We start from the raw sequence: 17,059 nt of genomic DNA, 5'->3' as shown, positions 1-17,059 counted from the left end.
CGATAGCGCTGCCTCCACACGGGGAGCGGTCGCTTGGTCAGGCCACGGAACTTTTGGCCCGCACTCCCGTTCGCTCAGTATGCTCTCGCCCGGTGACCCTGCCCCCGATTTCGATCTGCAAGGGACCGCTGACAGAGGTGTTGGTGCCTATCGACTGTCGGCTGCGACGAACCGCGCGCCGGCGGTTGTGGCGTTCGTTCCCAGTGACGACCCCGATTCACAGACTCTCCTCACCGAGTTAGCCCAGACAGACTGGGCGAGCGTAGCGGATGCCGTGGCTGTCTTCGGCGTTCTCGCGGCAGATATCGACGACTGTCGGTCGCTCGCGGCATCGCTATCGCTTCCCTATCCGTTACTGGCCGACACCCACGGCGTCGCTGCTCAGTTCGGCGTCCGAATGCAGGACGGACACGGGCAGCGAGCGGTGTTCGTCGTCGACCAGCGATGTCGTGTTCGGGCGGCGACTGTGGTCGGCGACACCGACGGGGTCGCGTCGGCTCTCGACACGGTCCTGCGTGGCCTTGCCGAGCTGTAGCTACGCATCGCGGTTCAGTTCGTCTTCTAACAGACCGTAGAGGTACACGTCTTCGTAGCGGCCGTCGCGGAACCAGTGGTCCCGCATCGTCCCCTCTCGCTGGAACCCGGTCTTTTCGAGCACGCGCTGGGAGCCTTCGTTGCCGGCGAAGACCTTCGCGTACACCCGATGAAACCGCCGCTCCTGAAAGGCGTACTCGGTGATCGTCCGGGCGGCGTCGGTCGCGTAGCCGTTGCCCCACGCGTCGGGCGTGAGCCAGTAGCCGAGTTCGGCCATTCCGATCCGGTCTGTAACGTCGTTCAGCCCGATGATGCCGACCGCCTCGCCGTCGACACAGACGAGCAGATGCACGTCATCAGTCTCGCCGCTGGCGACGGATTCGACCCACTCGCGTTCTGCCTGTTCGGAGATCGGCTCTGTGGCCGAGAGGCCGTGTCTGACATCCGGGTCGTTGACCGTCTCTTGCAGGAACTCGACATCTTCGTCTTCGACCGTTCGGAGCGCTACTGTTTCGCCCCGGAGGAATGTTGGTCCGGGCATACACGAACCGATGAGGGGGTACTGAAAGAAGCTTCGGTAGGTGTGTGAGTGTATTTCAGGCCGTCCACTCGTCAGCGAGCAGGCCATACTCCAGCAAGTCGACGTACTCGCCGTCAACGAAGGCGTGGTCGCGCCGTCGTCCCTCCTGCTGGAACCCCACCTTTTCGAGCACACGCGCGGAAGCCGGGTTGGTGGCGTAGCAGTCCGCACCGAGTTTGTTCAACCGCAGTTCTTGAAACGCATACTGTGCGAGACAGTCGACAGCATCGGTGGCGTAGCCGTTGCCCCAGTGATCCGGACGGATCGAGTACCCGAGTATACCAACCCCCCACTGATGGCGGTCTTCGTGAAGCAGACACGACCCGACCGGCTCATCGTCTACACAGACAACAAAGTGCGTATCGGCATCGCGACTATCGAAATCTTCGGCGGCAGACTCGGAAAGTGGCTCGTAGAACCCGATGTTCTGCCGAACCTGCGGCTCGTTGAATAGGCGCTGGAGCAGGTCGCTGTCGGTTGCTTGCTGTGGATGAAGCGTCACCCGGTCGCCGTGGAGAAACACTGGACCTGGCATGTGTGACTCCACTCGCAACTGATACAAGGGTGTTACCGTAGTCTGTGAGGCGACACCATACAAATACGACCCGGCGGAAAGCGACACGGAAAAGGGGGCCCAGCACTGCCCTGCGGTATGGGAACGCCGCTGGAGTCACGCGAGGAACAGGCAACGGAGGTCGTCGACCGTCTCCACGAGGAATACCCCGATTCAGCTATCTCGCTGAACTACAGCAACCGGCTGGAACTGCTGATTGCCGTCGTCCTCTCGGCACAGTGCACTGACGAACGAGTCAACGAAGTCACAGCGGACCTGTTCGAGAAGTACCAGAGCGCCGAAGACTACGCCGCGGCCTCCGAGGAGCAACTCGCCGAGGACATCTACGGCATCACGTTCCACAACAACAAGGGCGGCTATCTTCAGGGAATCGGAGAACTTCTGACAGACGAACACGGCGGCGAGGTCCCGGACACGATGTCCGCCCTCACTGACCTCCCGGGCGTGGGCCGCAAGACGGCGAATGTCGTCCTCCAGCACGGCCACGACATCGTCGAGGGAATCGTCGTCGACACGCACGTCCAACGCCTGTCACGACGGCTGGGCCTTACGGATCAAGAGCGCCCGGAAACTATCGAGCAGGATCTGCTCGACGTGGTACCCGAAGACGAGTGGCAGCAGTTCACACACCTGCTCATCGACCACGGGCGAGCGGTGTGTGGGGCGCGTTCGGCGGACTGCGATGCGTGCGTACTCGCGGATGTCTGTCCCTCTGAAAAGGGCGACAGCGAGGTCGACCTTGCCACCGGCGAGGCGTGGTAGCCGCGTGCCGAACGGCTCAGTTTTCGCCGTCACCGAGACGTGCAGTGAGCACAGGCACGTCGGACGTTCGAACAACCTTTTCAGCGACGCTGCCGAGTAGATACCGCTCGATTCCCGTCCGGCCGTGGGTCCCCATCACGATGAGGTCGATGTCGTTCTCGGAGGCGTAGTCGAGGATCGCGCTGTGCGGTGGGCCGCGTTCGACAGTGGTGACGGTATCGACGCCGTCGACCTCGTCTGCCGCAGCCTCGACGATTGCCTGCGCTCGCTCCTGCAGTGACGATTCGATGTTGTGCTCTTCGCCGACCATCCCCGGCTCCGACGCGTCGTGTTCCTCCGCAATCATGCCGGTCGTCGCTCCCTCCGGCCCGGCGGAGGTCATCCCGATGTGTGGCGACGACGTATCGAGCACGGTCATGATGTGTAACGTCGCGTCGTGCGTCTCGGCGAGATTCCGTGCGTGTGCCAGCGCGGCTGCTGCTCCGTCACTCCCGTCTGTCGGAAAGAGAATGTGTTCGTACATTGGAACCACAGCTAGCGATGGACATGCAATGCTAATGAAACATCTAGCCTGTTCGCAGAGGCCGAGAATGAGGCCCGCTGTCAGCGACACTTACGCGACGTACCGGAGAGCGAACCGGACGATGCCGACCAGATACGCCAGCAGCCAGAAGATCACGTAGCCGAACACGCCGATACGGAGCCGTGAGCGCCAGTGGCTGAACGTCTCGTCACCGATTTCGTCCAGTAACAGGTCTTCATCGTACTCGTTGTAGAGGTCATGTTCCCGCTTTGCACGGAAGATGCGGACGATGCCCGTTCCACCGAAGGCAAGCAACGCGTAGGCTTGGAGCCCGAGCATCGCGTGAACAGCGGACAGCCCACCGAGCTGATCCGGCAGGCGCGGGATCATCCAGACCACCATCGGGACGGTGGTCAACACCAGCCCCGTCGTGACGAACTTCAGATGATGCACGAGCACGTCCCAGGTGACTGGCTCTGTCTCGATGATGTAGTACGCGCCGTACAGGAAACAGGGGAGGCTGAGGCTTACCGACAGTAACACGACTGTGGCCACGAGGCCGTCCGACACCATGAGTCGACCTAGGGACAGTGCTCGCTAAAGACTGCCGGATGCAGAAGGTCAGAACTTGTAAGCCGTCGCGGTCCGTACACCCGAGCAATGGCCGACCCGGACTCGACGTCTCCCACGGAGGACGAGCGCGGGAACACCCCTGCGGACGCAGTAACTGCCGAGCCAGAACCCGGCGAGCCCGGGGCTGAGGGCGACGGCGGTGAGACGGCCGAAGACGGCGAGTCGGGTGACGACAGTGAGCCGGACGAAGAGCTCGACACGGAGGCGCTCCGAAAGCAGGTCGAAGAAAAGTACGACTTCGACAACTTCGGCCCGGCGGATATGGCCGAGATGACCGCCGAGGAGTGGGACGTTGCCTTCGACGAAGACTCCTGGATCACCGGCGACGAACTCCTCGACCGGGTCGCTCGGGACCTGCGAAACCGCGTCGCAAACCGCGACGTGTTCGCCCGTATCGAACGCCACCGGGACCCACCGCGGGTGCTTGCGTACTCTGATGAGGGCTACGCGGTCGTCTATCCCGATGGAAGTCTCGAAGGCGAGGGGACCGTCATGCGTGACGTAAAGCCCACAGTCGCCCTGTGTTCCATGGATTCCTACGACGTACCTGAGAACGTCCCCGACCGGCCCCTTCCCCAGCCGGACGAGGTCCCCGAGGGTGGCGGCGAACTCGGGAACTGGATGCTGCAGGCGATTGCTGGGGCACAGTTTTTGGCCGGGATTGCACTCCTGGGGGGCGCAGTACTCGCGACCGCTGGCGTCATCGGCAACCGAGGAACCAGTATCGCGCTGTTGGTCGTGGCTGGCGTCGCTTTCATCGGCGTTTCGCTCGTTCTCTTTTTCACCGTCGCAAACGCACGACTCTCCGATACCTTCCGCTCCGAGGAGTACAGAGACAGACTGCGTGCCATCGGGCTTGAGGACGGCGAACGACCGGAGTTCGTCCCGGAGCTTGACCCGCAGAATTCGGGGTCTGAAGCGGGGGCTGACGAAACTGACGAAGCCGGGTAATGACGGTTCCTGCGGGTGGTATTCGGTGGGTTTATACAAACTCAGTCCTGATTCTACAGTGTATATGAACAGACGGGAGTTCGTCCGGACAGCAGGGGGGGCCGCCGGTGCTGCGGCGACCCTCAGCGCCACCGGCGCTGCCGCCGCACAGGAGGAAGGCGGTGACGGTGCGAAAACCGTCCCGGACTACGGCGGTTTCCTGGATTCGGTCGGGAACTTCGACGGGTCGACCGTCGATGCGACCGGGCAGGACACAGTAACTGTCGAGGTCGGCGTGCAGGCCAACGGCGGCGCGTACGGGTTCGGTCCGCCAGCCGTCCACGTGGACAACGGCGCAACCGTCCAGTTCGAATGGACGGGCAACGGCGGCGGCCACAACGTCGTCTCGGACGGCGACGGACCACTGGACTCCGGAAGTACGACGTCCAGCGCCGGCGTCAACTACGAGCATACCTTCGAAGAGGACGGCATTTACCCGTACCTCTGTGTCCCCCACGAGGGACTCAACATGAAGGGTGCGATCGTCGTCGGCGAAGAGTACCCGACACAGACAATCGGTGGCGGTGGTCCGGTCGAAGTCGACCCACACTACGCCGGCGTCCCGATCCAGCCCCACTTCGTCGGATTTGGCGCTGGACTCGCAGTTATCATCCCGCTGATATTCACCTTCTTCCAGTTGAAGTACGGCGAATCGCCCCACACTAGTGGAGGGAACAACTAATGGCATCCGAAGGTTCCACCTACGGCGACATTCACCGCTACGAGCCGCCGCGTGAGAGCACAGCGGCGGCCGTTGGTATCGTCCTCCTGACGATCATTCAGGTCGCCCTTGTCGGGCTGTTCACGTACGGCATGATTGCCGGATGGGCGTCCGGTATCGGGACAACGCTGACCGTCCGCCTCATTGAGGCCAATATGTTCATGGGCGGCGTGTTGACAGCGATATTCATCGATCTGGCGTTCATCATGTTGCTGTACCGCAAGGAGTTCCTCCCAGACGTGATGATCGTCAAGAAGCGCCGTCGCAAGTGGGAAGACCTCTATATCCGTCAGGAAGACGTCGACGGCACGACGATGGCGGACGGCGACAAGCTTGCAGAGACATTCAAACGCGCAGTGTACCCATACTACAAGAAATAATATGCCACTTGATGAAGACAAATATCCGGCTGAAACAGGCCGTCGTCGCTTCGTAAAGGGCGTCGTCGGGAGTGCAGCACTCTCCAGCGTCGGTGTCGGTGGCGCCGCAGCCGTCGACGCGACGACAGACGCCGCCGGCGAAGGTGGCGGGACGACCCCGTTCGTCGCCGTCGAGAACACCGCCGGACCGGCCCCGCGAGGGATGCCGATCATCCCTATCGAGATCAACGGTGGCGAGATCAGTGGCCTCTGGCCGGAGTACGACGAGAAAGCCGGCGCAGCCGTCGCACCGGACTTCGGCGGGAGCGGCATCGACTACTCCTCGCAGTGGTTCCAGTACTGTGGTATCCAGAGCACCGCAGCCATCTATCCGCAATCCGACCGGAACAGTACGTTCCTCAACGACACCGGGACCTTCTCTTGGCAAGGGGAGTACGAATCCGGCAAACCACTCACGGTCGACATGTTCGACGACTACAAAGAATGGGGCAACGGCATCGGTGACCCCGGTGTCGGAAAGCCTGCGAGCGTCGTCTGGCGGACCAACAGCGACGGAAAGAACGGCGCTCCGGTGCAGATAATCAGGTCCGTCGAAGTCGAAAAGATGGCAAACGGTGAGGGCGAGTACGCGGAGCTTCCCAGCAGCGTCCAGTCGTTCGTCTCCGAGGCGACTGACCAGGGCTTCATCGCCTGGCTGAACAAATGCACGCACTTCTGTTGCGTGCCAGGGTTCAAAACGCAGAGCGGGAGCGCTAACTTTGCCGCAGCCAACGATATCTACTGTCAGTGCCACCAGTCCGTGTACGACCCGTTCAGTCCCGTGCAATCGACGTTCGTGGCGCTGCCACGCCCACCACAGACGGAGTAATCAATGAGTCTCGAACGCAAAGACGAACACGATCACAAAGGCTGGATGGAATCGCGCGAGCTGACGCCGATCGAATCGGTGTACCTGACCGTGCTTATCTGGCTCGACCGACGGCTGCGCGTCGTTGACTATCTTGAGATCCTCGAAGATCTCTACTACAAGGTCAACATGCAGATGCCGAAGAGCCACACGGAGCAGTACAACCTCGACAACAAGTTCTGGTACTGGTACCCGCTGTACGCACTCGGGTCGTTCTCGACAGTTGCGTACATCGTTGCCGCGATATCCGGCGCGCTACTTGGCTTCTACTACGCCCCGGCCGCCGCGGCTGCCGACGGGTCACCGACGGTCGCGTACGACTCGGTGATGCTCATCATGGGCCAGCTCAACCTCGGCTACTTCCTGCGCTCGGTCCACCGCTGGGCCGCCCAGATTATGGTCGCTGCCGTGTTCCTCCACATGCTTCGTGTGTACTTCACCGGGGCATACAAGGAACCGCGCGAACTGAACTGGCTCATCGGCATCGTCCTCATCTCGCTGACGCTGGTGTTCGGATACACCGGCTACCTGCTGCCGTGGAGCCAGCTCTCGTTCTGGGCCGGCCAGATCGGCGTCGAGATGTCCCTTTCCATCCCGCTCATCGGTGAGTGGGTCGCACAGCTGATGTTCGGCGGGTTCACGCTTTCGCAGGCCACGCTACAGCGGATGTACATCCTGCACGTGTTCTTCCTGCCGTTCATCACGACTGCCATCATCGCGGTCCACATCGGCATCGTCTGGATGCAGGGGATCGCTGAACCACACTAATACTATGAGCGACAACGACACAGACGACGTTCGCACGGACGGTTCCGGCACCGGTATCGTTTCGCCGGACGACGAGACTCCCGCATGGTCCGAGCGAAAGGAACGGACACAGGGGCTCTCCCGGCTGACGTACGAGTACTTCGAACGGGCACGCCGCGAGGACCAGGACCTCCGCCAGCAGTCGGACTACGTCGAGCGTGACGTGCTCGCGTTCCCGGCCTGGCCCCACGAGATGATGCGCAACATCGCGCTGACGTCCTTCTTCGTGGGCATGATCCTGTTCGTCTCGGCGACGCTGCCCCCGGAGATGCCAAACCCTGCTAACTCCAGTGTGACGCCGGCGATTATCCTGCCGGACTGGTATCTCTACTGGTCCTTTGGCCTGCTCAAGCTCGGTCCGCTGAACCCCGACCTGAGCATCCTCGGCGGCTCGAAGCTCATGGCCGACCGAACCTACGGTGTGTTGGCAAACGTCGTGGTCGTCGGCTTCGTCGCCATCGTCCCCTTCCTGAACAAGGGGTCCGCGCGCCGTCCCGTCGAGCAGCCCTTCTGGGCCGCGGTCGGGATGTCCGGCGTCATCTTCAGCCTGACCATCGCCGCACTGTCCATCAAGAACCTCGTTCCGATGGACTCGCACCTGCTGTTTGACCTGACGTTCCTCGTCCCCATCGTCAGCGCGACGATCACCTACGCGGTGCTCAAGACGATGCGCGAGGGCTACATGTTCGACCTCAACCGTCGGTACTACCGGCTGCGACCGCCGAAGTAACCGACTCGGCCAGTTTCTCCGTCGTTTCTTTGCATCCGCAGCTCAGTTCCACCGCAAGCGTAGTGACTTCGTCTCGCCGCAGTAAAGTGGCTCCCGTCCGTAGTAGTAGCGATGACAGAGGACCAGCCAGCGGGGACTGAAGACGGTTCGGACCGGCGGGATGTCGTGGTCCCGCTGCGCGTGTACAAGGCTGTGACGGTGTTCTCGACGCTGTTTGCGGTGATAAGCGTCGTCGCCGGATTCATCCTCGTCGACGTGGCGACACAGCGGGCCTCAGCGCCGGCCTCGGAGATTGACGTGCCGGTCGGCATCGCCGGAATCGCGTGCATTCTCGCTGGCACAGTCGTGTACGCGTTCTCGACGCGGTTCCGTACCGAGGAAATGGGAAAGTCTAAAGACGACGCTACCTAACGTTCGGATAATGGCTGACGAGTTCATGAAGGGGTTCGCGTGCCTCATGGTCGGCGGACTGGGTTGGATGACCATCAAGGGATGGTACAACACGCCGAGTTTCGAAGGGGCACAGCTCACTGGCGAACTTACTATCGAGGAACCGACCACGTTCGACCAGATCGCCCTGTTCATGGGCGACGCGTTCTTCTGGTTCGCAGTGCTGGGCGCACTGACCTTCTGGGTCGTGCTCCCGCTGATCAGCGAATTCCAGGCGTACCTCAACGAGCGGTCGGCATAACAGGACGCAGTCGTTATGTCTTTCTAATCGGGGCCGACGCCGCCCTCAGTTTGCAGTCCGATCCACCGGCGTGTGGTCTTCGTCGCGTACCTGAATCCCGCGGGACCGAAGCGCCGTGGCGAACTTGCTCGGTGACACCCCGCTGTACGTCGCTGCTTCTTCGAGTGTGAATGTTTCCCCGCGGTACAGCGTCAGCGCCGTTGTGAGGGACCTGTGTGACATCTTCCTCTACACCGACACAACGTTGTGGTGGTATTAAACTATTTCGCCAGATTTTGGTCTGTTCATACAGTGTGCGCGAGTACAATTACACACTCAAATAGTATTTCAAACTAAAACCACACATACGGGGTTGTGTAGTTGTGTGGTGATTGCCGGCCGCACGCGCAGCGCTATCGATAGACGCGGCTGGGAAGCGACAGGTAGACGAAGTCGGTAAAACGAGAATCTGTCTTCAGACGATGGCGCTCCACGGGCCCTTGATGAGCCAGAACAGGCTCTGGTAGCCCGCATACATGAACACCACAAGAGCGGCGACGATGGCCCCTTTTGGCCGTTCCAGCGGGATGTCACGGCGGGCTTCGACCTTGCGGGACTCGAACTCGAAGAAGTCAGTGATGACTGCGCCGAGAACGAGTACGGACAGGACCATCCCACCGTGATGGTGGAGCGTCATGTAGAAAAACGACAACACGACCAGTGCGATGTTGCTGAACGTGTGTGCCGGGTGACGGCTGATCGCCTCTGCGCCATCGTTTTTATATTGCTTGACGTGGCTTCTATGGGCGAGCTGCCGCGTGAGGAAGTTGACAATTACCACTCCGAAGATGATGTATTCGATGAGGAGCGCACCGCCGACTGTGGGACTCCCCAGAATGGTATCCAGTGGCCCAAAGAACGTTACGGATGGCTGCATATGCAAAGCTCTGTCCACCGTCCATTAGTGTCTTTCCAATCTCACTCGAATCTGGACCGACTCTCGTCAACGACGGCGGTTCGAACGGGGGACCCGAGCGAGATCGTGATACGCTCCTGATAGCTGACGGGCCGCGATATGTGGTCATCGACGAGTAGCTTGACGGTCGCCTCGTCGCGTTCAACCAAGGCATTGAGGCCATCGGCCGGCAAGACCCAGTGATCCGGATCAGTCGCAAACGGTGCGATCGGTGCCACCACCGCCTGCTCCGACGGTGCCAGAATTGGGCCGCCGACGCGATGGGCGTAGCCCGGCGAGCCAGCGGCCGTTGCGATCACGACGCCGTCGGCCCGGAACTGTCCGATGCGGTCGGCCGTCGACGTGACAGTAAACTCGGAGATACGGGCGGCGTCTGCGGTAACGAGGGTCACGTCCCAGAACGCCTGTTCGACCGTCCCGTCAGGCATCGTCACGCGGAGAACTGGATGTCTTTCGACCCGTGCTTCAGCAAGTCCCGACACGGCAGCGACAGCGTCGTCCCGGGGTACTGACCGGACGCCGCGACCCGCCGCGACCGGTAACACCAGCGGGTCACCCACAGCCCGTGCCACGGCAGCAACGGCGTCCTCGCCGACAGCGACGACCCGGTTGGTCTTCGGAACAGCGCCGTCACGACCCCGTTCAACAGCCATGCCGGCGTCTCGAAGCACGTCTGCTAGGGCGTTGTCACCGACCACACCAATGGGGGTTCCCATCACCTGAATCTCCGGGCCGGCGGAAAAAAACCTGCCGCACTTCTCGCGGTCACGTCAAATATCGAGGCGGCGGCGGGCGTATTCGACGAGAATCGGCATGTCCGAGAGATGGGTGAGCTTCGCAATCGCCCGACGGTCGCCGCCGTTGATTTGCCTGAGTGTGTCCTGTCCGGTACTCCGGAGGTCGTCCATCAACTGATCGTACCGCTCGTTCGGAGCGAGATACAGCAGTTCCGTCATCATCAGGCGGGCGTTGTGTTTCGGGGCCACCTCGCTGTGCCAGAGCTGGTCGTAGACAGAGAGGTTCTCCGCCGAGGTGTCGGGTTCGTCAGGCTTGAGCGCCGAGTCGGCCGTTGCGGCGGCGGCACGGGCCGACTTCATGCCCTTGTGAATGCCCTCACCCCACAACGGGTCAACAGTCGGGACAGTGTCGCCGATAGCCATGAAGCTGTCCGTGCTCATCGAGTCAGGAGGCTGGATGTGGGCCGACCCGCGGTGGGCTTGCGTACCCTCGATCTTTTCGGCGTCGTCGAATCTGGGGTCCGAATCGAGCCAGTACTCCAGATAGTCGTCGATGCCCATCCCGTCTTTCGCGTACTTCTGGTGAGAGCCGTTCTGGATGTAACAGAGGCCGACCTTCGCTGTGTCTTCACCGGTGTGGAAAATCCAGGAGTAGCCACCCGGGGCGAGGTCGTGATCCAGGCGGAGCATCATCGCATCCCGGAGGTCGGCGTAGTCATCGTGATCCATTTCAACGCCCTCGAACTCGTACTCAACGCCGATTGCCTGATGGTCCCGCTTGAGGTCACACACGTCAAGTTCCTTCGCCAGCGGCGCGGCGGGGCCGGTGGCGTCGATGACGATGTCCGCGTACACCTCCTCGTCGCCGTCGTAGCGGACGCCGACGATTTCCCCGTTCTCCATGATGGGGGCCGAGACGCGGGCGTCAAAGCGGTAGGTCGCTCCCTTATTCCGTCCCTCAGAGACAAGCCACTGTTTGAACTCCGCGAACTCTAGGACGGCCCCAGTCTGATTACGGACGTAGTGGTCGTTGGGGGACTCAAGCACGACGTTGTCCGTATAGTTCATCACCACGTCATCGGGAATCGCAAAGCCCGTCATCGCCGACATGAACGTCCCGGCGGTGGACTTGTTGCTCTGACGCGGGAACTCGTCTTCGGACTCGGTTTCGAGAACGAGCACCTCGTAGTTTCGCTCCGCTAGATCACGGGCACACTGCGCCCCGGCGGGCCCGGCTCCGGCTATCACCACGTCAAAGCGCTCGCGCATGGTTGTGGGTGTTGCCTGTCGGTAATCAGTCTTTCCGAATACACCGAGGGCGGTCTCGAAAGGGTAAAGACGGCCCCACTACCATGACGGGAACACCCGGGGCGACATACAATGGTTCTCAAGACAGGCGCGGGCGTGCTCGCGGACAGGCGGCGGCTGCCCACGGCGCTACGGGCGGTGCTGGGATACTACGCGGACACCGGCGTGTTCGATGCCGGCAGCCTCTCACTGAAATCCGAGATTGACGACCGGACCGAAGCGATGGTTGACGACGTGACCGACCGCATTGAGGCTGCCCTCGAAGACGAGTTCGGCTGTCCGGTCGAGTTCTCATACGATACGAAGCTCATTCTCCCCGCACAGCTGACGCTGGGCTACGTCTACCGTAACGCCCGTCAGCAGGCCCCCGGCGACCCTGTCATCGATACAATCGCCGACGGCGTTCCGACCGTCGATGAGACGGCGCTGGAACAGGGGCCAGCACAGGACCTTGCACCCCGTGAAATGGTCGTGCGCGCCGAGCAGATGACTCGCCTCTCCATCGAGGCGCTCATCGACGGGGACATGCGCGACGCTATCAATGATGACGAGTTCGAAGATTTCGAGGTTGACTTTGACGCGAGTGAAGCGGACCGCCGCCGCGTCGCCGAGGTCGCCCAATCCGCGCTGCAGTCCCACCTCGACGGCCTGTTGGAGGATATGCCTCCCGTCGTCGAGAACGCCTACCAGTGGGCTGTCGACTACAGCGAGGCCCATCAGGACCGCGACGACTACTTCCGGGAACTGATGACCGCGGCTGAGGACGGTGACGCCGATGCGCTGACCGATATCCGGGAAGCGTACAAGTTCGCCGAGTACGACGAGGCGCCAGCGACGCTCACCGAGACGGAGAAGAAACTTCCCTACAGCAAAACCCAGTACGCCCGCGTCGGTGTCCTCTACGACGGGATGCTCGACCTCTACCGACTCGCTGGCCTCGACATCGACGACGAGTTCGCCAAGGCCATCGTTCTCGCCATTATCGGCGCACAGGTGTGGCTCGACGACGTGGACGACTACGAGGATGATCGAGCGGAGGGCCAACTGACGCCCGTCACCGCCGAGTACCTGCTCGCGCCCGACGACGAAGCCGCCTATCGACGAGTCGTCGACGTGACCGAACAGTATCTCGACCTCGCGAAGTCGTACGCAACGGCCGCCGACTCGCCACTGACCGGCGTCGCTGTTGAGTACATCTACCGCTCCGGAAATCCGGATGTCCTGCCCGGCAAGCCTGAGTAGGCCCACGAGCGACACAAGCACCAGAGTTTATATCTCGCCGCCCGCACCGAGATTTGAATGCTTCATTCGCGGGTGGGCAGGGTCGCAGCTGTCTGTGGACTGCTGGCCATCTTATTCGCACTCATGATCGGATTCGGTATGGCCACGCCGGCCCCCGAACTGGGCGACTATCCCGATGGAAACGCGCTGGCCCAGCATCCTGACAGCCACGTCGGTGAGGCCGTTCAGGTGACCGGCAGTGTCATCGGAACCGAGCCAGTCGAAATCGCCGTCGAATACGAGTACACTGCCAGCGGCGAGTACCACAGCGGCACGCTCACGGTTACAGTCCGGAATGTCGACATAGCCGTCGACGAAGGCGAGTCGCTGCAGGTGTACGGCACGTTCGGTCCAGACCGGACCATCACCGCGGAGAACAGCGTGCGCGTGCCGGCAGTGAACTACATGGCGATGTATATCGTTTCTGCCCTCGCCGGCCTGTGGACGCTGTGGCGACTGGTCTGTGGGTGGCGGCTGAACTGGCAGACAGGGGGACTGTGCCGGCGTGAGGAGCCACTTCGGCCGATACAGGCGCTTCACAAGAGAGTACAAGAGGTGCGTGCCTGATGCCGGACCTGCTCTCGCACGCCTTCATCGCGTTCACCATCTGTACCCTCCTGTCACTACGGTACAACTGGCTCACTGGCGAGTACGTCACCGTGGGGATGGCCGGCGCGTTCATCCCGGACATGGCGAAGATCAAGCTTCTCGTGGACGCTGCAGCGGTCGAGGCGGCGCTGGGGATCCCGTTCAACTGGCTGGGTATCCACACACTCGGCGGCGCGTTCGTTGCAGTCCTCGTAGGGACGGTCGTCGTGAACCGCGCCGACCGACGGCGCGTGTTCATGCTGCTGTCGCTCGGGGCTGTAAGTCACCTGCTCGCCGATTCGCTTTTGTTGAAGGCCTCTGGGCGGTCGTACGAAGTGCTGTGGCCACTGACACAGTACCACCCGCCCACGCCGGGGCTGTACCTGAGCACGGACATCTGGCTCACGGGCGTCACCGGTTCTGTTGCAGTGGCGGTTTATTTCCTCGTGCAGTACAGGGCATAGCGCCACTGTCTTTCCCCTCCCTCAGCGTTTCCCTAACGCCGTCTCAAACACGCGCTGTGCTCGCTCGTAGGCGGCGTTTCGGTCGACGATTGGATGATAGTAATCCGGAGCCAGTTCCTCGCGTTCGCCGTCAGAGAGCGTCGGCCAGTCGACGATCTTGTTCGCCGGAACATCACGAAGCTCCGGCACGTATTCCGTGACGTAGTCCGCCCCGCTGTCGTACTTGCTCATCTGTGCGACCGGGTCGAAGATACGCACGTCCACGGAGTCGGTCCCGGTAGACGCCGTCCACTGCCAGCTTGCGGCGTTGTTAGCGGGGTCGTGGTCGACCAGTCGCTTCCTGAAGTGCCGTGCGCCTTCGCGCCAGTCGACCAGTAGATGTTTCGTGAGGAAGGACGCGACGTTCTGGCGCGGCCGGTTGTGGATGTATCCTTCCCGTTCGAGCTGGCGCATCCCGGCGTCAACGAACGGATACCCCGTCTCGCCGCGCTTCCAGGCCTCGAAGTTGTCCCCGTCGTTTTCCCACTCGATACGGTTCGGGAACGACTTGTAGTTCTCTGACAGCAGCGTGGGGTTGTGGTACAGCAGGTGATAGCTCTGCTCGCGCCACGAGAGTTCGTAGCGGTACTTCTGGATGTTCCGCTGGGCGTCACCGGTGGCTTCGGTGTGGCGGTCGGACGCATCTCGCCATATCTCGCGGATACCAATCATCCCTGCCGCGAGGTACGGCGACATACGCGAGACGGCGCTTGTCGGCCGCTCGACGGCTGCCTGCATGTCATCACGGGTCTCGTTGTACGTCTCGATGCCACCGGTGAGGAAGTCGTCGTACCGCTGCCGTGCCCCCTCGTAGCCGGGGGTTGGCAGGTCCATATCCGACTCGATGCTCGGAGCCGTCGTCGGGTCCGACACATCGGCAAGCGAGTCCGCTTCGGGCGGGTCGACCGGCGGGAGCTTGTGGTGGGCCTGCCAGTCGTCGTAGAAGCGGCTGTGGTTCTCGTACCGGCTGTCGAGCCCGGCCGGATCGACGAGGACGAGGTCGGTCAGGGACTTCGTCGGCACGGCCTCATCGACACGGCGCTGTCGGTTCCGGCGCGCCGGCCGGTAGTGGTCGTTGTAGTACACCCGGTCGGCGTCGTACTCCTCGACGACGGTTGAGAGCACATCGGCAGCGGCCCCCTTCCTGACGAGCAGGTCACCGTCGCGGTCCCGATACGCCGCTTTCAGCGCTCTGACACCGGCCAGCAGGAATGCTCGCTGCCGCTTCCCGACCTTCGACAGCAGGTCCGTATCGAGAACGTACACCGGCAGTACCTCGTCGTCTGCGGCAGCGGCAGTCAACCCGCGGTTGTCCGGTATCCGGAGATCCCGCTGATGCCAGAAGACGTGCATACCTTCCGTTAGAGATACCGACATATGGGTCCGAACCCGATTCTATTGTGTGTGTGACAGAAGGGCATGATATCCGGCGCATCGGCTCCCATATATCGCTGACCTACCGTGACTCCGGTTTGCGAACGAGATAGCAATGTTGCGTGAAGCTGACGAACGTCTCTCCGCGAGCGTCCTTTCTTGTAGGTCCTCCGCCTAGGCCTGTGCCACTTCTCGCCCAACAGCTTCATCGTCGGCTAAGTGGTCCTCGATGAACTGCATGAGATGATACATGCGTCAGTTAGAAGCGTCCCTGAATGATGTCTTTCACCCGCTGCCGGTCGAACAGTTGCTTGTCGTCGGCCACCTCGGGAAACCGTTCGGGTTCGAACTCGCCAAACTCCTCAGGATAGAGCTGCTGGGCGACCATCTCAGTCTGGAGCAGGTTCACCAGTGGGCCCTGTGACCCGAACGCACCGGGGTATATATTGCCCGCCTCAACCGCTGTCAGCTGGCTGCCGACCGGATCGGTCTCCATCGGCTCGACGAACTGCTTGTGGAACGCTGACAGCGAGAAGCTATCAGTGTTGCCGGTGGTTTTGATTCCCCAGTGGACGACGATGATCTCGGGGTCGACTTCAAGCAGCTGTTCGTAGTCGATGGTTCCATTCTCGACCAGCTCAGGGGTGAACGAGCTTTCGATGCCGAGATCCTGGTATGGTTTCATTTCGATACCTTCGGCATCCGTATTCATCGGATAGAACGTCCCTTCGCTCGGATTAGTGGCGCTGTTGACGAGACCAATCGTTGGCTGGTTGCCATCCGACGGGAGCCGCGATTGGATCTCCCTCTGAAGATCGTCGTGAACAGACGCCATCGCCTCGTAGCGCTCGCGTTCCTGGAACAACTCAGCGAGCCGCTCGAAGGCCCCGTACAGCGAGTAGAGCTTGTAGTCGTGGAAATCGCGTCGGCGCAGGATGTTGTTCCCGAAGAAGGGAGCAACGTTTTCGCTGATTTCCCGGGTATCTGACTCGTCCCATGAGTCGTCCCAGCCGGTGCCATGCATGTAGTGAGGGTCCATCAAAATCACATCGGGCTCGCGTTCGTAGAAGATCTCCTTGTCCCAGCTAATCGCCGACATCGACTCCGTCTCCGAGCGCGGCGGTACGTCCAGCCCGAACGGCTCGAAGAGGAATCCGGGTATCATGTTCGTCGACGTCAGGAACCCGTCGCGTTGACCCAGCGCAAAGGCCATATCGGCCCACTCGCCGTTGTTGACGATGTAGGTCTCAGGTACCGACTCGAAAGTCTGACACCCTACTGGCTCGATACAGGCCTCGTAGCTGTCTGCCTGTTCTGTCCGAGTCGACTCATTTGAGTTTTCCGTGTTGTCTGACTCGGTCATCGACGCACAGCCGGCCAGTGCCGCGCCGACTGTGAGACCGGTCCCTGCGAGTAACTGGCGTCGTGTTGACTGACTACCATATTCCATATTTTTAGGCTGGCCTAATAATATGTAAAGA

23 protein-coding genes are annotated in these 17,059 nt (G+C 61.5%); 13 read left to right on the top strand and 10 right to left on the bottom strand.

Annotated features, from left to right (window positions below; all coding sequences use genetic code 11):
- Window positions 1-79 precede the first annotated feature (79 nt).
- Complete coding sequence (locus tag BVU17_06770) at window positions 80-535, top strand: topoisomerase (protein AUG47244.1); 456 nt, start codon at window positions 80-82, stop codon at window positions 533-535.
- Here BVU17_06770 and BVU17_06765 read toward each other — a convergent pair whose 3' ends face one another.
- A complete protein-coding gene (locus BVU17_06765) occupies window positions 536-1,075 on the bottom strand; it encodes a GNAT family N-acetyltransferase (protein ID AUG47243.1) in 540 nt (179 codons plus the stop codon).
- Window positions 1,076-1,130: 55 nt separating this feature from the next.
- A complete protein-coding gene (locus tag BVU17_06760; protein AUG48851.1) occupies window positions 1,131-1,649 on the bottom strand; it encodes a GNAT family N-acetyltransferase in 519 nt (172 codons plus the stop codon).
- Between the two features lie 117 nt (window positions 1,650-1,766).
- On the opposite strand from BVU17_06760, the gene BVU17_06755 reads away from it, so the two are divergent.
- The gene (locus tag BVU17_06755; protein ID AUG47242.1) at window positions 1,767-2,450 is read left to right on the top strand and encodes an endonuclease III; all 684 of its coding nucleotides are present in this window, start codon (window positions 1,767-1,769) and stop codon (window positions 2,448-2,450) included.
- Between the two features lie 16 nt (window positions 2,451-2,466).
- On the opposite strand, the gene BVU17_06750 is transcribed toward BVU17_06755, so the two are convergent.
- Both BVU17_06750 and BVU17_06745 read right to left on the bottom strand, forming a co-directional pair.
- Window positions 2,467-2,973 (bottom strand): universal stress protein, encoded by a 507-nt coding sequence (locus tag BVU17_06750; GenBank protein AUG47241.1) that lies wholly within the window; start codon window positions 2,971-2,973, stop codon window positions 2,467-2,469.
- A 90-nt stretch (window positions 2,974-3,063) separates the two neighbouring features.
- Window positions 3,064-3,546, bottom strand: coding sequence for a hypothetical protein (locus tag BVU17_06745; protein ID AUG47240.1), 483 nt, complete (start codon window positions 3,544-3,546; stop codon window positions 3,064-3,066).
- 87 nt (window positions 3,547-3,633) lie between these two features.
- Here BVU17_06745 and BVU17_06740 point away from each other — a divergent pair, with 87 nt between their 5' ends.
- From BVU17_06740 to BVU17_06705, 8 genes are all read left to right on the top strand, one after another.
- Complete coding sequence (locus tag BVU17_06740) at window positions 3,634-4,557, top strand: hypothetical protein (GenBank protein ID AUG47239.1); 924 nt, start codon at window positions 3,634-3,636, stop codon at window positions 4,555-4,557.
- A gap of 64 nt (window positions 4,558-4,621) precedes the next feature.
- Window positions 4,622-5,278 (top strand): halocyanin, encoded by a 657-nt coding sequence (locus BVU17_06735; GenBank protein AUG47238.1) that lies wholly within the window; start codon window positions 4,622-4,624, stop codon window positions 5,276-5,278.
- Window positions 5,278-5,697 (top strand): hypothetical protein, encoded by a 420-nt coding sequence (locus BVU17_06730; protein ID AUG47237.1) that lies wholly within the window; start codon window positions 5,278-5,280, stop codon window positions 5,695-5,697. The genes BVU17_06735 and BVU17_06730 overlap by 1 nt, the downstream gene beginning before the upstream one ends.
- 1 nt (window position 5,698) lies before the next feature.
- Entirely contained in the window at window positions 5,699-6,565 is an 867-nt protein-coding gene (locus BVU17_06725) for a cytochrome B (GenBank protein ID AUG47236.1), read from the top strand.
- A gap of 3 nt (window positions 6,566-6,568) precedes the next feature.
- On the top strand, window positions 6,569-7,372 hold the full coding sequence (locus BVU17_06720) for a cytochrome B6 (protein AUG47235.1): 804 nt from the start codon (window positions 6,569-6,571) through the stop codon (window positions 7,370-7,372).
- 4 nt (window positions 7,373-7,376) lie between these two features.
- Window positions 7,377-8,141 (top strand): cytochrome B, encoded by a 765-nt coding sequence (locus BVU17_06715; GenBank protein AUG47234.1) that lies wholly within the window; start codon window positions 7,377-7,379, stop codon window positions 8,139-8,141.
- Window positions 8,142-8,252: 111 nt separating this feature from the next.
- Complete coding sequence (locus BVU17_06710) at window positions 8,253-8,552, top strand: hypothetical protein (GenBank protein AUG47233.1); 300 nt, start codon at window positions 8,253-8,255, stop codon at window positions 8,550-8,552.
- 10 nt (window positions 8,553-8,562) lie between these two features.
- Window positions 8,563-8,832: a hypothetical protein gene (locus tag BVU17_06705; GenBank protein ID AUG47232.1), complete on the top strand. Its 270-nt coding sequence runs from the start codon at window positions 8,563-8,565 to the stop codon at window positions 8,830-8,832.
- A 45-nt stretch (window positions 8,833-8,877) separates the two neighbouring features.
- Here BVU17_06705 and BVU17_06700 read toward each other — a convergent pair whose 3' ends face one another.
- The 4 genes from BVU17_06700 to BVU17_06685 all read right to left on the bottom strand — a co-directional run bounded on the left by BVU17_06700 (window position 8,878) and on the right by BVU17_06685 (window position 11,793).
- On the bottom strand, window positions 8,878-9,054 hold the full coding sequence (locus BVU17_06700; GenBank protein ID AUG47231.1) for a hypothetical protein: 177 nt from the start codon (window positions 9,052-9,054) through the stop codon (window positions 8,878-8,880).
- A gap of 232 nt (window positions 9,055-9,286) precedes the next feature.
- On the bottom strand, window positions 9,287-9,748 hold the full coding sequence (locus tag BVU17_06695; GenBank protein AUG47230.1) for a hypothetical protein: 462 nt from the start codon (window positions 9,746-9,748) through the stop codon (window positions 9,287-9,289).
- A gap of 41 nt (window positions 9,749-9,789) precedes the next feature.
- Window positions 9,790-10,503 (bottom strand): ATP-NAD kinase, encoded by a 714-nt coding sequence (locus BVU17_06690; protein ID AUG47229.1) that lies wholly within the window; start codon window positions 10,501-10,503, stop codon window positions 9,790-9,792.
- Between the two features lie 54 nt (window positions 10,504-10,557).
- On the bottom strand, window positions 10,558-11,793 hold the full coding sequence (locus BVU17_06685; protein ID AUG47228.1) for an FAD-dependent oxidoreductase: 1,236 nt from the start codon (window positions 11,791-11,793) through the stop codon (window positions 10,558-10,560).
- Between the two features lie 111 nt (window positions 11,794-11,904).
- On the opposite strand from BVU17_06685, the gene BVU17_06680 reads away from it, so the two are divergent.
- From BVU17_06680 to BVU17_06670, 3 genes are read left to right on the top strand one after another with little or no spacing between them, the layout of a single operon-like run.
- Entirely contained in the window at window positions 11,905-13,074 is a 1,170-nt protein-coding gene (locus BVU17_06680; protein ID AUG47227.1) for a hypothetical protein, read from the top strand.
- 57 nt (window positions 13,075-13,131) lie between these two features.
- Window positions 13,132-13,680 (top strand): hypothetical protein, encoded by a 549-nt coding sequence (locus BVU17_06675; protein ID AUG47226.1) that lies wholly within the window; start codon window positions 13,132-13,134, stop codon window positions 13,678-13,680.
- On the top strand, window positions 13,680-14,165 hold the full coding sequence (locus tag BVU17_06670; protein AUG47225.1) for a metal-dependent hydrolase: 486 nt from the start codon (window positions 13,680-13,682) through the stop codon (window positions 14,163-14,165). The genes BVU17_06675 and BVU17_06670 overlap by 1 nt, the downstream gene beginning before the upstream one ends.
- 21 nt (window positions 14,166-14,186) lie before the next feature.
- On the opposite strand, the gene BVU17_06665 is transcribed toward BVU17_06670, so the two are convergent.
- Both BVU17_06665 and BVU17_06660 read right to left on the bottom strand, forming a co-directional pair.
- Window positions 14,187-15,557: an FAD-binding protein gene (locus BVU17_06665; protein ID AUG47224.1), complete on the bottom strand. Its 1,371-nt coding sequence runs from the start codon at window positions 15,555-15,557 to the stop codon at window positions 14,187-14,189.
- Between the two features lie 280 nt (window positions 15,558-15,837).
- Window positions 15,838-17,028 (bottom strand): ferrichrome ABC transporter substrate-binding protein, encoded by a 1,191-nt coding sequence (locus BVU17_06660; GenBank protein ID AUG47223.1) that lies wholly within the window; start codon window positions 17,026-17,028, stop codon window positions 15,838-15,840.
- Window positions 17,029-17,059 lie beyond the last annotated feature (31 nt).

Origin of the sequence: Haloarcula taiwanensis, assembly GCA_002844335.1 — an archaeon.
GTDB classification, from domain to species: domain Archaea; phylum Halobacteriota; class Halobacteria; order Halobacteriales; family Haloarculaceae; genus Haloarcula; species Haloarcula taiwanensis.
Note: the sequence above shows the minus strand (reverse complement) of the source record. Positions and strands in the feature narration are given on the sequence as shown.

Bases quoted from the DNA above. Each gene is read 5' to 3' on its own strand.
- BVU17_06750 (AUG47241.1), bottom strand. From the start codon at position 2,973: ATGTACGAACACATTCTCTTTCCGACAGACGGGAGTGACGGAGCAGCA.
- BVU17_06720 (AUG47235.1), top strand. From the start codon at position 6,569: ATGAGTCTCGAACGCAAAGACGAACACGATCACAAAGGCTGGATGGAA.
- BVU17_06680 (AUG47227.1), top strand. From the start codon at position 11,905: ATGGTTCTCAAGACAGGCGCGGGCGTGCTCGCGGACAGGCGGCGGCTG.
- BVU17_06715 (AUG47234.1), top strand. From the start codon at position 7,377: ATGAGCGACAACGACACAGACGACGTTCGCACGGACGGTTCCGGCACC.
- BVU17_06660 (AUG47223.1), bottom strand. From the start codon at position 17,028: ATGGAATATGGTAGTCAGTCAACACGACGCCAGTTACTCGCAGGGACC.
- BVU17_06710 (AUG47233.1), top strand. From the start codon at position 8,253: ATGACAGAGGACCAGCCAGCGGGGACTGAAGACGGTTCGGACCGGCGG.
- BVU17_06760 (AUG48851.1), bottom strand. From the start codon at position 1,649: ATGCCAGGTCCAGTGTTTCTCCACGGCGACCGGGTGACGCTTCATCCA.
- BVU17_06690 (AUG47229.1), bottom strand. From the start codon at position 10,503: ATGGGAACCCCCATTGGTGTGGTCGGTGACAACGCCCTAGCAGACGTG.
- BVU17_06735 (AUG47238.1), top strand. From the start codon at position 4,622: ATGAACAGACGGGAGTTCGTCCGGACAGCAGGGGGGGCCGCCGGTGCT.
- BVU17_06675 (AUG47226.1), top strand. From the start codon at position 13,132: ATGCTTCATTCGCGGGTGGGCAGGGTCGCAGCTGTCTGTGGACTGCTG.
- BVU17_06700 (AUG47231.1), bottom strand. From the start codon at position 9,054: ATGTCACACAGGTCCCTCACAACGGCGCTGACGCTGTACCGCGGGGAA.
- BVU17_06705 (AUG47232.1), top strand. From the start codon at position 8,563: ATGGCTGACGAGTTCATGAAGGGGTTCGCGTGCCTCATGGTCGGCGGA.
- BVU17_06695 (AUG47230.1), bottom strand. From the start codon at position 9,748: ATGCAGCCATCCGTAACGTTCTTTGGGCCACTGGATACCATTCTGGGG.
- BVU17_06745 (AUG47240.1), bottom strand. From the start codon at position 3,546: ATGGTGTCGGACGGCCTCGTGGCCACAGTCGTGTTACTGTCGGTAAGC.
- BVU17_06665 (AUG47224.1), bottom strand. From the start codon at position 15,557: ATGCACGTCTTCTGGCATCAGCGGGATCTCCGGATACCGGACAACCGC.
- BVU17_06740 (AUG47239.1), top strand. From the start codon at position 3,634: ATGGCCGACCCGGACTCGACGTCTCCCACGGAGGACGAGCGCGGGAAC.
- BVU17_06765 (AUG47243.1), bottom strand. From the start codon at position 1,075: ATGCCCGGACCAACATTCCTCCGGGGCGAAACAGTAGCGCTCCGAACG.
- BVU17_06730 (AUG47237.1), top strand. From the start codon at position 5,278: ATGGCATCCGAAGGTTCCACCTACGGCGACATTCACCGCTACGAGCCG.
- BVU17_06725 (AUG47236.1), top strand. From the start codon at position 5,699: ATGCCACTTGATGAAGACAAATATCCGGCTGAAACAGGCCGTCGTCGC.
- BVU17_06755 (AUG47242.1), top strand. From the start codon at position 1,767: ATGGGAACGCCGCTGGAGTCACGCGAGGAACAGGCAACGGAGGTCGTC.
- BVU17_06670 (AUG47225.1), top strand. From the start codon at position 13,680: ATGCCGGACCTGCTCTCGCACGCCTTCATCGCGTTCACCATCTGTACC.
- BVU17_06770 (AUG47244.1), top strand. From the start codon at position 80: ATGCTCTCGCCCGGTGACCCTGCCCCCGATTTCGATCTGCAAGGGACC.
- BVU17_06685 (AUG47228.1), bottom strand. From the start codon at position 11,793: ATGCGCGAGCGCTTTGACGTGGTGATAGCCGGAGCCGGGCCCGCCGGG.